Source organism: Ruegeria sp. BE3, from assembly GCF_056538865.1.
In genome coordinates this window covers 95,425-109,272 of record NZ_JBQFTW010000009.1, presented here as the reverse complement: position 1 = coordinate 109,272, position 13,848 = coordinate 95,425, and the positions used below count along the sequence as shown (strand labels likewise).

Below are 13,848 nucleotides of genomic sequence, written 5' to 3'. Positions count from 1 at the left end.
TATGAATCGTATCCTTGCCACCGCAATTGCCGGCCTGCTGGCCCTTCCCGTTTATGCGGAAGGCGACGCCGAAGCTGGTAAGAAGACCTTTAACAAATGCAAGTCTTGCCATCAGATCGCTGACCCTGCAGGTGAAGTGATCGTCAAGGGCGGCAAGACCGGCCCGAACCTCTACGGGATCGCGGGCCGTACCGCGGGGACCGTCGAAGGGTTCAAATACGGTGACAGCATCGTTGCCGCTGGTGAAAACGGGCTGGTTTGGGATGAAGAGACTTTTGTCTCCTACGCCCAGGATCCTAAAGCGTTTCTGAAGGACTATCTGGGCGAAACCTCGGCCAAATCGAAGATGACCTTCAAGCTGAAGAAGGGCGCCGAAGATGTTTACGCCTATATCGTGAGCGTATCCGGCGAATAATCCGCCTTTCACAACCCATGAGACGTACAAAAGGCCGCAGCCCCTGCGGCCTTTCGTGCGATTGAACAAATGCCTGTTCAGCGCCACCTTGAACGGATGCCGGTGATGTGTTTCGCGCCGGTGTTGCGACAACAGGAGACGACAGATGGGTATCATGATCCCGGCCTGGGTTGAGGGTGAACTGACTCCCGTCGACAAGCTTGAAGCGCATGAAAAAGGCCTCAAGCACAAGGCTGTGTCAGTCTTTGCCGTCCGTGGAACCGAGATTTTGCTGCAGCGCCGGGCGCTGGAAAAATACCATACGCCGGGTCTGTGGGCGAACACGTGCTGCACCCATCCGGACTGGAACGAAACAGCTTCGGCGTGTGCCGTGCGTCGCCTGCAGGAAGAGCTGGGCATCACCGGGCTTTATCCCGAATACCGGCACCGGCTTGAATATCACGCGGATGTGGGCAACGGGCTGGTCGAGAACGAGGTGGTCGATGTCTTTCTGGCCCATGTGCGCGGACCGTTGAAGATCGAGCCTAATCCCAGCGAAGTAATGGATCTGCGCTGGATCGACTATCACGATCTTCTGGCCGAAGTGCAGCGCCACCCGACCCGCTTTACGCCATGGCTGAAGATTTACCTGCACAATCATGCAGACACGATCTTTGGACCCGATCTAATAATCTCGGCCACTTCGTAAGCCTGCCTTGCAAGGCGCGCGCAAGCGGCATACATCAACGCGTCATGGCCAAGCAGAAGACAGACCCGAATTACAAAGTCATCGCCGAGAACCGGCGTGCCCGCTTCGATTACGCGATCGAGGACGATATCGAGTGCGGTATTGTGCTGGAAGGGTCCGAGGTCAAATCCCTGCGCGCAGGCGGGTCGAACATCGCCGAGAGCTACGCCTCGGTCGATGATGGGGAACTCTGGCTGATCAACAGCTATATCGCACCCTATGAGCAGGCGAAGGTCTTCAAGCATGAAGAGCGTCGCCGCCGCAAGCTGCTGGTGTCACGCAAGGAACTGTCGAACCTGTGGAACGCGACTCAGCGCAAGGGCATGACACTGGTGCCGCTGGTTCTGTATTTCAATCACAAGGGCCGGGCGAAGCTGAAGATCGGTATCGCCAAGGGTAAGAAGCTGCACGACAAGCGCGAAACGCAGGCCAAGCGGGATTGGTCACGTCAGAAGCAGCGCCTGATGAAAGACCACAGCTAGAACGCCATGGTCGCCTGAACGGCCCGCTGCCAGCGTGCATAGGCCGCATCGCGATCCGCTTCGGACATTTTCGGTTCAAACCGGCGGTCCAGATCCCATGTGGTGGCAAACCCGGCCTGATCCGGGTAAACGCCAGCCTTCATCCCGGCCAGCCACGCGGCCCCCAAAGCGGTGGTTTCCTGCATCACCGGGCGATCCACCGGTGCGCCGAGGATGTTTGACAGGCCCTGCATGGTCCAGTCTGAGGCGCTCATGCCGCCGTCGACGCGCAGGATGACATCGGCCTCGCTGCCCCAGTCGCCCTGCATGGCGTGCCACAGGTCGCGGGTCTGGAAAGCGATGCTCTCCAGCGTCGCGCGGGCAAATTCCGCGCGACCCGAGTTGCGGGTCAGGCCAAACATGGCACCGCGGCAATCGGGCTTCCAATAAGGCGCGCCGAGCCCGGTGAAGGCCGGCACAAGCACCACGTGCTGGTTCGGGTCGGCCTGCGCGGCCAGATCGCCGCTTTGGGGTGCTGCCTCCAGAATCTGAAGCGCGTCGCGAAGCCATTGCACAGCAGCCCCTGCAATAAAGATCGAACCTTCGAGCGCATAGGTTTTCTGCCCGTCCAACTGATAGGCGATCGTTGTCAGCAGGCGGTTTTGGGACATCACTGGCTGCGTACCGGTATTGAGCAGCGCGAAACAGCCTGTGCCGTAGGTAGATTTCATCATTCCCGGCTCAAAACAGGCTTGCCCGATGGTGGCAGCCTGCTGGTCGCCTGCGACGCCCAAGATGGGAATGTCACCGCCAAACATCGTGGTCGAGCCGAAGTCCGACGCGCAATCCTGTACGTTGGGCAGCATAGTCGCAGGAACGCCCAGCATATCGCAGATTTCGCCGCTCCATTCGCCTTTGTGGATATCAAACAGCAGGGTGCGCGCGGCGTTTGTGGCGTCTGTGGCGTGGACGCTGCCCCCGGTCAAACGCCAGATCAGGAACGTGTCGATAGTGCCGAACAAAAGCTCTCCGGCCTCGGCCCGATCGCGCGCACCCGGGACGGTGTCCAGTATCCATTTGACCTTGGTGCCCGAGAAATACGGATCCAGCAGCAGGCCGGTTTGAGCGGTCACGTCATCCTCGCAGCCCGCTTGTTTGAAGCGTGCACATATCTCGGCGGTGCGGCGGTCCTGCCAGACGATCGCGTTGTGAATGGGTTTGCCGGTTGCACGGTCCCAGACCACAGTGGTTTCGCGCTGATTGGTGATGCCGATCCCGGCGATCTGATCGGCCGAGATGCCGGTGGTCTCCATCACCTCGCGGCAAACATTCAGGGCGCTGGTCCAGATATCTTCGGGGTCATGTTCCACCCAGCCTTCCTGCGGAAAGTGCTGTGGGAATTCCTGCTGCGCTGTGCCCACGCGCTGCATTTGCGCGTCGAACAGAATGGCTCGTGATGATGTCGTGCCCTGATCGATTGCCAGAATATAGGTCATGCCTGCGCCCCTCCCGCTTTGGTTTTGCGGGACTTTAGCGCAAACAACGGGAAAACTGCCAGAGTGGAATTACGCCTTTGAGACCGGCAGATTGTCGATCAGCCGCACCCCATCTGCCCAAGCCGCCGCGAACAGACGGGCGGGACGGTCGGCGTGCGTCAATGGTTCCAGCGTGTCAGCGCAGCGCAACTGCACATATTCCACATCCGTAAACCCCGCCGACAGCAGATCCGTTTGCGCCTGTGCGGCAAGCGTATCGAAAGGGACGCCCTTTCCCAAAGCCTCGGCCAGTGCGTGCATGATGCGATGTTTTTCGGCCGCAACCCGCAGCCCTTCAGCCGACAGTCTTTGATTGCGCGATGACATGGCCAGACCTGATGCCTCACGCACTGTCGGGCAGCCGACCACCTCGATGGGGATATCCAGATCGCGGGCCATGCGCCGTACGACCATCAGCTGTTGATAGTCTTTTTCACCGAAATAGGCTCGATCGGCCTGTGTCTGCAGGAACAGTTTGGCGACAACCGTGGCCACGCCGTCAAAGTGGCCGGGGCGGAATTCGCCTTCCATCACATCGGTCAGCCCCGCGACCGAAACGGTGGTGGCAAAGCCCTTCGGATAGATCTCATCCGGATCGGGAACGTAGATCGCATCAACCTGAAACGGGGACAGCTTTTCGGCGTCTTCATGTTCAGTGCGCGGATAGTTCGCCAGATCTTCGGGATTGTTGAACTGCTTGGGATTCACGAAGATCGTAACGATGACCCGATCCGTGCCCGCCTTTGCCGCCTCGACCAGCGACAGGTGACCCTGATGCAACGCACCCATCGTCGGGACAACACCGATGGTCTCTCCATCATTGCGCCACATCGTGGTCAGCGCGCGCAGATCCGCAAGCTTGCGAAGAATGGGCGCGGTCATGATTTATTGCCTTTTGCAGGGGCTTGGTCTGCAAAGACGTGTTCGTCTGCAGGGAAACTGCGTGCGCGGACCTCGGCGGCATATTCGGCGATGGCAGCTTCGGCCTGCGGGCCAAGATCGGCATAGCGTTTGACGAATTTCGGTTTGAAGGCAGTGAAAAAGCCGAGCATGTCGTCAACCACAAGAATCTGTCCGTCGCACCCGGCCGAGGCGCCGATACCGATGGTCGGGATCGGGATTTCGCGGGTGATCCGGTCTGCCAGACCTTGTGGAACCTTCTCTAACACGACCGAAAACGCACCTGCCTCGGCTACCGCTTGGGCATCGGCCAGCACCGCCTCAGCCTGTTCATCGCGGCCCTGCACCTTGTAGCCACCCAAGGTGTTGATCGATTGCGGCGTCAGGCCGATATGGGCCATCACCGGGACACCGCGCTTGACCAGAAAGCGGATGGTCTCGGCCATTTCCACGCCGCCTTCCAGCTTCACCGCCCCGGCACCGGTTTCCGACATCAGCCTGGCGGCGTTGCGAAACGCCTGTGCAGGCTCGTGCTCGTAACTGGCAAAGGGCATGTCGATGACCATCATCGCCCTGTCCAGCCCGCGTGCAACGGCCTGACCATGCAAGATCATCATCTCCATCGTCACGCCAAGGGTCGAAGTCAGCCCGTGCAACACCATGCCGACGCTGTCGCCCACCAGAACAAAATCGCAATGGGCATCCATCAGACGCGCCATAGGTGTCGTGTAGGCGGTCAGCGAAACCAGAGGATCGGTGCCTTTCCGGGCGCGGATATCCTCGGCATTCGGGGCTGTCTTGCGGGCGGTGGCGCTCATGCTCGCTCCTCGCAGGGTTTATGTTGCAGCGCGGCATAGCAGATCGGACCGGGACCATGAAACCCCGGTTGCGCGAACATTTCCTTGATTGACCTGAGGTTTAAAGGGAAATTGGTCTCAGAACGATCCGCAATCGGCGGACCAACCTGACACAGTGGGGAGTGAATTTCATGGGAATGCAATCGGTTCGGACCTTGGCCTCGGCCCTTGCGCTGGGCGCGTCTTTGCTGGCGTCGCAGGCGTTGGCGAAATCGGACATCACCATCGCGATGCAGCTGGAACCGCCGCATCTGGACCCGACCAGTGCTGCCGCGCAGGCGATTGATTCGGTGGTTTACACCAATATTTTTGAAGGCCTGACCCGGTTCATGGGTGACGGATCCGTCGTGCCGGGGCTGGCTGAAAGCTGGGAGATTTCCGAGGACGGTACCGTTTATACCTTCAAGCTGCATGACGGTGTAACCTTCCATGACGGCACCACGATGGATGCCGAAGACGTCAAGTTCAGTCTGGACCGAGCCCGCGCCGATGACAGTGCCAATGCGCAGAAGGCGCTGTTTGCAGGGATCGAGAATGTCGAGGTTGTCGATCCGTTGACCGTAAAGATCACTCTGTCCGAACCCAATGGCAATTTCCTATTCAACCTTGCCTGGGGTGATGCGGTGATCGTGGCCTCAGAAAGCATCGAAGACATCAAGACAAACCCGGTCGGGACAGGGGCCTTCACCTTTGGCGACTGGGTGCAGGGCGATAGTATCACACTGAATCGCAACCCCAACTATTGGGGCGATCAGCCCGCATTAGAGACGGCTACGTTCAAGTTCATCTCTGATCCGACCGCCGCCTTTGCCGCCATGATGGCCGAGGATGTGGACGTGTTCGACAATTTCCCGGCACCCGAAAACCTGCCTCAGTTCGAGGCTGATCCGCGCTTTCAGGTGCTTGTCGGCTCGACCGAAGGGGAAACGATCCTGTCCACCAACAACAAGCAGGCACCGTTTGACGATATCCTCGTCCGGCAGGCTCTGGCCCACGCGATCGACCGGCAGGCCATCATCGATGGCGCGATGTTCGGCTATGGTACGCCCATCGGCACCCATTTCGCACCGCATAACCCTGCTTATGTCGATCTGACCGGCAATTCAGCCTATGACCCGGAAAAGGCCAAGGCACTTCTGGCCGAGGCCGGATACCCAGATGGGTTCGAAACCACGCTGCACCTGCCGCCGCCCTCCTATGCCCGCCGTGGTGGTGAGATCATCGCCGCGCAACTGGCTGAAGTTGGCATCACCGCCGAAATCATCAATGTCGAATGGGCGCAATGGCTGGAATCCGTGTTTAAAGGCAAGGAATTCGGCCTCACCATCGTCAGCCATACAGAGCCGATGGATATCGGCATCTACGCCCGGCCTGACTATTACTTCCAGTATGAGAGCACCGATTTTCAGGCTCTGATGGATACGCTGAACGCGACCACTGACCCGGATGAGCGGACCCGTCTGCTGGGCGAAGCGCAGCGGTTGATCTCAAGCGATTATGTCAATGGCTACCTGTTCCAACTGGCTAAGCTGGGCATCGCCAAGGCGGGTGTGCAGGGCCTGTGGGAGAACGCCCCAACCGCTGCCATCGACCTGACCGCGATCAGTTGGGACGAATGACCGCCCCAGAGGTAGGAGGCCCATAGATGGTCAATTCTCTCTTCGCCACGCTTGCGATTGCGATGCTGGCGATCACTGTGCCCACAGCGCGCGCCGATACATCACTGGAGCGCGCCGTGGCGTTGTGGCTCGACGGTGACGATGCGCAGGCGTTGCCCATGCTGGCCGAACTGGCGGTGGACGGCGATGCTGATGCGCGTCTGCTGCTTGGTCGGATCGAGACTGCGGATCTTGGGCCTTCGCCTTTCCGGCAGTCGTTGGAGCCCGCGCAATCGCGCGCATTGTTCCGCCAGAAGGATTGGAACGCATTCGGCCGCTCTTGGCTGACGGCAGAGGCTGAGGGCGGCAATCCGCTGGCTCAGGCCCTGTTGGCGGCCAAGCGCCCAAACCCCGACCTGGACCTGATCGACCGGCTGAACGCGTTGGGAGAGCATCAGGCCACCGATTACCCCACGCGCATCGTTGCGCTTTATGGAGACCCCGAGATGCGAGCCGGACTGCTGGCGAATCCGCGTCTGATGCAGGATCTCAAGCCCTACCTGATCTATCTGTCGATAGAACCTGAGCCGCGCGGCGACGGTCTGGCCGCGTTACGTCATATTCAGCCCGAGCCGGTTGATGCGGGCTCCGATACGGCTCTGGGCATGGCGGGCCTGCTGGCGCTGGGGCTGGGATACGGCGATCTGTCGCCCGAGAATCCGTGGCGTCCGGCGGTTGAAAACTGGTTGATGACGTCCGAAGCGACACGCCCCATCGCGCAGCTCTGCTCTGAACGTTGTGGTGATGACGCTCCGGCCTGTGCCTTTGCCTTTCTGGCCCTGTTCGGAGGATATTTCGAAGTCATCCGCATCGACAGCCCGCTGGAATCCGTCATCCCGCAAGATCAGTTTCTGGACAGCCCGCGCGCGCGCCTGATGGCCTTGCGCCGCGTGGCACTTGCCCGGACTGAAACCAATCTCGAATGGTTGGCCGACAGTGCGCCTGCCAATCAGCTTTCAGCTTGCGCCATCGACTTGATCCGGATGGAGCGGCAGACCTACAACTAGCTGTTGCGCCCGCGCGGTTCAGACACTTAACCTGTTACCAATGCTTCGTTATGCCCTCAAACGCCTGCTTTCCCTGATCCTGAGTCTGGCCGTGGCCTCGGTCGTCATCTTCTCTGTGATCGAGATTGCGCCGGGTGATCCGGCGTCATTCATGCTGGGCGTCAATGCGCAAGAGGATACGCTGGCCGCGCTGCGGGCTGAACTGGGCCTCGACGTGTCAAAGGTCGAGCGGTATTTCAACTGGGTCGGCGGCATGCTGGTTGGGGATTTCGGCACCTCCTACACCTATCGCACGCCGGTGTCGCAGATGATCGGGGATCGTCTTTGGGTGTCGTTGCCGCTTGCGCTTTACGCACTGACGCTTTCGACCCTGATCGCCTTTCCGGCCGGGATCTATGCCGCCGCGCGGCGCGGCAAGCCGGGTGATGTGGCCGTGATGGGGGCGACCCAGTTGGGCATCGCCGTGCCAAATTTCTGGTTCGCAATGATGCTGGTGCTGGTCTTTGCCATCAATCTGCGCTGGTTCAATGCCGGAGGGTTCGCCGGATGGCAGGACGGGGTCTGGACCGGCCTGCATTCCCTGACCCTGCCTGCCATTGCCTTGGCCCTGCCGCAGGCGGCGATCCTTGCACGCGTCATGCGCTCGGCGCTTCTGGATATTCTGGGCGAGGATTTCATGCGCACCGCCCGCGCCAAGGGCCTGTCACGCCGCCAGACGCTGTGGCGGCACGGGGTGCGCAATGCTCTGATCCCGGTTCTGACCATCATCGGGCTGCAGTTTTCCTTCCTGCTGGCGGGCTCGATCATCATCGAGCAGGTGTTCTATCTGCCCGGTCTCGGGCGGCTGGTGTTTCAGGCGATCTCAGCCCGCGATCTGATTGTGGTGGAATCCGTGGTCATGCTGCTGGTCTTTGCTGTGATCACCGTGAATTTCCTTGTCGACCTCGCCTATGCCGCCGTGGATCCAAGGCTGAGGAGCAGGACATGAGCCGCAATCTGATCCTTGGCGCGGCGCTGTCGTCGCTGGTGGTATTGGCGGCGCTGATATCGTTTGTCTGGACGCCTTACGACTACGCGGCGTTGAATATCCCCGACAAGCTGCAAACGCCAAGCACCCGGCATTGGTTCGGCACGGATCATTTCGGGCGCGATATGTTCTCGATGATCATGGTCGGCGCGCGCACCTCGATCGCCGTGGCCTTGGTGGCGGTCGGAATCGGTATGGCGCTGGGAGTGCCTTTGGGTCTGACGGCTGCGGCACGCAAGGGCTCGTGGCTGGATGAGGTCATAATGCGCGGCAACGACTTGGTCTTTGCCTTCCCCTCACTGGTCATCGCCATTCTGATCACCGCCGTCTTCGGGGCCGGCGCGATCAATGCGATCATCGCCATCGGTATCTTCAACATACCCGTTTTTGCCCGCATCACCCGAGGCGCGGCGTTGTCACTGTGGGAACGGGAATTCATCCTCGCCGCCCGCGTGTCGGGCAAAGGGGCCGCGCGGATATCGGTTGAGCATATCCTGCCCAACGTGGCGAACTTGCTGATCGTGCAGGGCACGATCCAATTCAGCCTTGGCATTCTGGCCGAGGCCGGGTTGTCCTATGTCGGTCTGGGCGCGCAACCCCCCACGCCCAGCTGGGGGCGCATGCTGGCCGATGCTCAGACGATGGTCAGTTTTGCCCCGCATTTGGCTCTGATTCCGGGTCTTGCGATCATCGTAACTGTGCTGGGTCTGAACCTGCTGGGCGACGGGCTGCGCGACTGGCTGGACCCAAGAATCAGGGTGGCCCGGGCATGAGTTTGCTGCGTATCCATAACCTCTCGGTGTCGATCCACGGACTGCAGATTCTGAAAGATGTCAGCCTGTCCATAGATCCCGGCCAGATTGTGGCTGTCACGGGTGAGAGCGGCTCGGGCAAGTCCATGACCGCGATGGCGGTGATGCAATTGCTGCCGAACGGGGCCGAGGCTGAGGGTAAGCTGGAACTGGAGGGGCAGGATCTCTTGAACCGACCCGAGTCCGAGATGTGTGCCCTGCGCGGCGCTGCAATCGGCATGGTGTTTCAGGAGCCGATGACAGCACTCAATCCGGTGAAAACCATCGGGGATCAGGTGATGGAGACGATCTTGATTCACAAGGCCATGCCCCCGGCCCAGGCCCGAACCCGTGCAGAAAAGGTCCTGGCCCGCGTGGGCCTGCCCTCCGAGCGTTTCCCGCTTAGCCGCTATCCGCATGAGCTGTCAGGCGGGCAACGCCAGCGTGTGGTCATCGCGATGGCCATCGCGCTGCGCCCTAGGCTGCTGATCGCGGATGAACCGACCACCGCGCTGGACGTGACCACGCAGGCCCGGATCCTTGACCTGCTGAAAGGCTTGGTGCGCGAGTTTGATATGGGTCTGCTGATGATCACCCATGATCTGGCCGTGGTGGCCGACATGGCGGACCAGATTACCGTCATGCGCCACGGAGAAGTGGTGGAAAGCGGTACGACCCAACACCTGCTGCACAACATGCAGCACCCCTATACCCGCATGTTGTTCGAGGCGTCGGGCCATCAGGTCAATCTGCCTGAACCCGCAAGCCCTCAGCCGCTGCTTGAGGTGGCTCAGGTCGTTCGGGACTATCGGTTGCCACGCAAAGGTCTGTTCGAAACGCCCCGCCATCACCGCGCGGTGGATAGTGTCAGCTTTACTCTTAACCGAGGGGAGCGGTTAGGGCTTGTTGGGGAGTCCGGATGCGGAAAATCGACCCTAACACGGGCGATCTTAGGCCTTGAGGAGGTGCAGTCCGGTCATATCCACTTGGATGGGCAGCCTGTCTTCGCGGGCCACAAACCCAACCTTGCCGTGCGTCGAAAGATGCAGGTGGTGTTCCAGGACCCTTATGGCAGTTTCAATCCAAGGCACCGTGTCGCACGTCTGATCACCGAGCCGTTTCACCTGCTAGACACGCAACCTACTGGGACCGAACGTCAGGATCGCATTGCCGAAATGCTGACCGCCGTGGGACTCAGCCCCGATGACTCCAGTAAATACATTCACGAATTCTCAGGCGGTCAGCGACAACGCATCGCCATTGCACGGGCACTGATCATCCGGCCTGAGCTGATCCTGTTTGACGAGGCGGTCTCGGCCCTTGATGTCTCAGTACGCGCGCAGATCCTTGATTTGTTGGCCGAGCTCTGTGCCGCATATGATCTGACCTATCTGTTTATCAGCCATGACCTGAGCGTCGTGCGCACCATCACGGACCGCGTTCTGGTGATGCAATCCGGCAGGATTGTCGAGCAGGGCGAAACGGAACAGGTCTTCTCGGATCCTCAGCACGCCTACACCAAAACGCTGATCGCCGCCGCACCCCAATTGCCCGATATCGGATTGGGAGTCGCGTAAATGCCCTTGTTAGAGACTAAATGGAGGTCAAAATGAGTCAACAGCCATGGTTCGACCCCACGCTATGCTTGATCGGGGGGCAATGGGTCCCGGCGGTTTCGGGTGAAACCCTGCCCCTGATCAATCCCTCGGATTGCAGCGAGATTTGTCGGATCGCGCGCGGCGCGGCCCCTGACGTCGATGCTGCGGTCACCGCAGCCCAATCCGCGATGCAGGGCGATTGGGGTCGTATGACTGCGCTGGAGCGCGGTCGCATCCTGACGCGCCTCGGCCAATTGGTGCTGGATCGGGTCGAGGATCTGGCGGCGTTGGAGGCCATGGATGTCGGCAAACCTCTCACTCAGGCCCGCGCCGACGCGGTGGCACTTGCACGCTATTGCGAATTCTATGGTGGGGCGGCGGACAAGGTGATGGGGGAGACGATCCCCTATCTGGATGGCTACACCGTCTATACCCTGCGTGAACCGCATGGAGTCACAGGCCATATAGTGCCGTGGAATTACCCGATGCAGATCATTGGCCGCTCGGTCGGAGCGGCGCTTGCGATGGGCAATGCCTGCGTGCTGAAACCCGCGGAAGAAGCCTGCCTGACTGCACTCGCCTTCGCGCATCTGGCCGTTGAGGCCGGATTGACCGCAGGTGCTTTGAACGTCGTGCCGGGATTGGGGGCCGAGGCTGGTGCGGCATTGTCCGGGCATCCAGGGGTAAACCATATCTCCTTCACCGGGTCGGTCGCTACGGGCGCATTGGTGCAGCAGGCAGCCGGATGCAACGTGGTGCCGGTGACGCTGGAACTGGGTGGAAAATCCCCGCAACTGGTCTTTGATGACGCTGATCTGGATGCGGCCCTGCCGTTTCTGGTGAACGCGGGTATTCAGAATGCAGGCCAAACCTGTTCGGCCTCGTCCCGCATTCTGGTGCAGCGTGGTGTCTATGAGCAGGTCAAATCCCGCATGGCTGAGGCGTATGGGCAGCTGACTGTTGGCCCCGCGATGCAGGACTTACGTGTCGGACCCTTGATCTCGGATCGGCAGAAACAGATTGTCAGCGGCTTTCTTGATAAGGGGGTGGATCTGACCATCGCCGGTCAGGGACAGATCGTTGATGGCGCACCCGAGGCCGGAGCCTATGTCCAACCCACGCTCTTCGCCGATGTGCCTCCGGACCATGTGCTTGCTCGGGATGAGATCTTTGGCCCGGTGCAGGTTCTGATCCCGTTTGACACCGAAGAACAGGCTCTAACCATAGCCAATTCTACCGAATACGGTCTTGTCGCAAGTATCTGGACAAGGGACGGCGCGCGCCAGATGCGGCTGGCCAGGGGGCTGCAGTCGGGGCAGGTCTTCATCAACAACTACGGTGCCGGAGGCGGAGTTGAGCTTCCGTTCGGCGGCGTCGGCAAATCCGGGCATGGCCGCGAAAAAGGTTTCGAGGCGCTCTATGGTTTTTCACAACTGAAAACAGTCGCCGCCTATCACGGCTAAACGATGACTTCGATCGCCTCTTGGGCACCGACGCCAAACACACGTTTGTAACGTTCGATCTGATCCGCCGGCCCCATGGCCTTTTCCGGGTTGTCCGACAGTTTCACGGTCGGGCGCCCATTGGCCGATACCGCTTTGCACACCAGCGAGAATGGGGCCAACGCGTCATCCGCCACCAATCCACGGAAATCGTTGGTCAACAGTGTGCCCCAGCCGAAAGAAACATTGGTGCGATCGGCGAACTGCGCGTGTAGCTCACGGATTTTGTCCACGTCCAGGCCGTCCGAGAAGATGATCCGTTTCTTTGTTGGGTCCTCACCGCGTGATTTCCACCAGTTGATGGCGATATTGGCCGCCGTCGCGGGATCCCCGCTGTCGATGCGAATGCCGGTCCAGCCCGCCAGCCAGTCGGGTGCGCGATCCAGAAAGCCTTGCGTACCGTAGGTGTCGGGCAGGATGATGCGCAGATTGCCATCATGCTCTTCATGCCAATCGCTGAGAACATCATAGGGGGCCTGCGCCAGCTCATCATCAGTGTCGGCCAGCGCGGAATAGACCATGGGCAGCTCATGCGCATTGGTGCCTATGGCCTCGACCTCGCGCCGCATGGCGATCAGGCAGTTCGAGGTGCCGGTAAAGGCCGGACCCAACCCTTCGATCATCGCCTGCACGCACCAGTCCTGCCACAGGAACGAGTGCCGCCGACGCGTGCCGAAATCGGCGATGCCCAATCCATCGATTTGGCGCAGCTGCTGGATTTTCTCCCACACGCGTGTCATGGCGCGGGCATAAAGGACCTGCAGCTCGAACCGGCGCATGCCATTCAGAACCGCGCGCGAGCGCAGTTCCATGAGCACGGCGAGCGCCGGGATTTCCCACAGCATAACCTCATGCCACTTGCCCTCGAAGGTCAGCTCATACTGATCGCCTATGCGCTCCAGGTGATAGGGGGGCAGGCGCAGATTCTCGAACCATTCCATGAAATCCGGGCGAAACATCTGCCGTTTGCCATAAAATGTATTGCCCCGCAGCCAAGTGCTTTCCCCCCGGCTGAGCCGGAGCGAGCGGATGTGATCCAGCTGCTCGCGCAGCTCGCCTTCATCGATCAAACGGGCCAGAGGAACGTGATTCGATCGGTTGATCAGCGAAAAAACCACGTCTGTTTGGGGCTTATTGCGAAACACTGACTGACACATCAGCAGTTTGTAGAAGTCTGTATCGATCAATGACCGCACAATTGGGTCGATCTTCCATTTATGATTGTAGACCCGCGTCGCGATGTCGACCATGGGGACCTCCTGCGATTTCCGTTGTTAGATCAATCGGAGCGCCGAATGGCAAGAGTCGCCGGATTGGTAACAATGCCCATGACAAAACACATTGCGGGCATATTATGAGTATCCTTCACG

The 13,848-nt window shown here is 60.0% G+C and carries 13 protein-coding genes; 9 read left to right on the top strand and 4 right to left on the bottom strand.

Annotation, left to right across the window (positions count from 1 at the left end):
* Position 1 precedes the first annotated feature (1 nt).
* From ACR0AZ_RS17745 to smpB, 3 genes are all read left to right on the top strand, one after another.
* Complete coding sequence (locus ACR0AZ_RS17745; protein ID WP_480471534.1) at positions 2-415, top strand: c-type cytochrome; 414 nt, start codon at positions 2-4, stop codon at positions 413-415.
* 145 nt (positions 416-560) lie between these two features.
* Positions 561-1,103, top strand: coding sequence for an isopentenyl-diphosphate Delta-isomerase (idi, locus tag ACR0AZ_RS17740; RefSeq protein ID WP_480471535.1), 543 nt, complete (start codon positions 561-563; stop codon positions 1,101-1,103).
* A gap of 44 nt (positions 1,104-1,147) precedes the next feature.
* Positions 1,148-1,624 (top strand): SsrA-binding protein SmpB, encoded by a 477-nt coding sequence (gene smpB / locus ACR0AZ_RS17735; protein ID WP_480471536.1) that lies wholly within the window; start codon positions 1,148-1,150, stop codon positions 1,622-1,624.
* Here smpB and glpK read toward each other — a convergent pair.
* From glpK to panB, 3 genes are all read right to left on the bottom strand, one after another.
* The gene (glpK, locus tag ACR0AZ_RS17730) at positions 1,621-3,099 is read right to left on the bottom strand and encodes a glycerol kinase GlpK (RefSeq protein ID WP_480471537.1); all 1,479 of its coding nucleotides are present in this window, start codon (positions 3,097-3,099) and stop codon (positions 1,621-1,623) included. The two genes, smpB and glpK, sit on opposite strands and share 4 nt — an antisense overlap.
* Positions 3,100-3,168: 69 nt before the next feature.
* On the bottom strand, positions 3,169-4,020 hold the full coding sequence (gene panC, locus ACR0AZ_RS17725; protein ID WP_480471538.1) for a pantoate--beta-alanine ligase: 852 nt from the start codon (positions 4,018-4,020) through the stop codon (positions 3,169-3,171).
* Positions 4,017-4,856: a 3-methyl-2-oxobutanoate hydroxymethyltransferase gene (gene panB / locus ACR0AZ_RS17720; protein ID WP_480471539.1), complete on the bottom strand. Its 840-nt coding sequence runs from the start codon at positions 4,854-4,856 to the stop codon at positions 4,017-4,019. The genes panC and panB overlap by 4 nt, the downstream gene beginning before the upstream one ends.
* 176 nt (positions 4,857-5,032) lie before the next feature.
* Between panB and ACR0AZ_RS17715 the strand changes: the two genes are divergently transcribed.
* Genes ACR0AZ_RS17715 through ACR0AZ_RS17690 form a run of 6 tightly spaced genes read left to right on the top strand, consistent with a single transcriptional unit; the run spans position 5,033 to position 12,439 of the window.
* A complete protein-coding gene (locus tag ACR0AZ_RS17715) occupies positions 5,033-6,514 on the top strand; it encodes an ABC transporter substrate-binding protein (RefSeq protein WP_480660001.1) in 1,482 nt (493 codons plus the stop codon).
* A 26-nt stretch (positions 6,515-6,540) separates the two neighbouring features.
* Complete coding sequence (locus tag ACR0AZ_RS17710) at positions 6,541-7,560, top strand: hypothetical protein (RefSeq protein WP_480667985.1); 1,020 nt, start codon at positions 6,541-6,543, stop codon at positions 7,558-7,560.
* Between the two features lie 40 nt (positions 7,561-7,600).
* The gene (locus ACR0AZ_RS17705; RefSeq protein ID WP_480667984.1) at positions 7,601-8,548 is read left to right on the top strand and encodes an ABC transporter permease; all 948 of its coding nucleotides are present in this window, start codon (positions 7,601-7,603) and stop codon (positions 8,546-8,548) included.
* Positions 8,545-9,360: an ABC transporter permease gene (locus tag ACR0AZ_RS17700; protein WP_480471542.1), complete on the top strand. Its 816-nt coding sequence runs from the start codon at positions 8,545-8,547 to the stop codon at positions 9,358-9,360. The genes ACR0AZ_RS17705 and ACR0AZ_RS17700 overlap by 4 nt, the downstream gene beginning before the upstream one ends.
* Complete coding sequence (locus tag ACR0AZ_RS17695; protein ID WP_480471543.1) at positions 9,357-10,955, top strand: ABC transporter ATP-binding protein; 1,599 nt, start codon at positions 9,357-9,359, stop codon at positions 10,953-10,955. The genes ACR0AZ_RS17700 and ACR0AZ_RS17695 overlap by 4 nt, the downstream gene beginning before the upstream one ends.
* A 32-nt stretch (positions 10,956-10,987) precedes the next feature.
* Entirely contained in the window at positions 10,988-12,439 is a 1,452-nt protein-coding gene (locus ACR0AZ_RS17690) for an aldehyde dehydrogenase family protein (protein WP_480667983.1), read from the top strand.
* On the opposite strand, the gene pncB is transcribed toward ACR0AZ_RS17690, so the two are convergent.
* Positions 12,436-13,728 (bottom strand): nicotinate phosphoribosyltransferase, encoded by a 1,293-nt coding sequence (gene pncB / locus ACR0AZ_RS17685; protein ID WP_480471545.1) that lies wholly within the window; start codon positions 13,726-13,728, stop codon positions 12,436-12,438. The genes ACR0AZ_RS17690 and pncB overlap by 4 nt on opposite strands.
* Positions 13,729-13,848 lie beyond the last annotated feature (120 nt).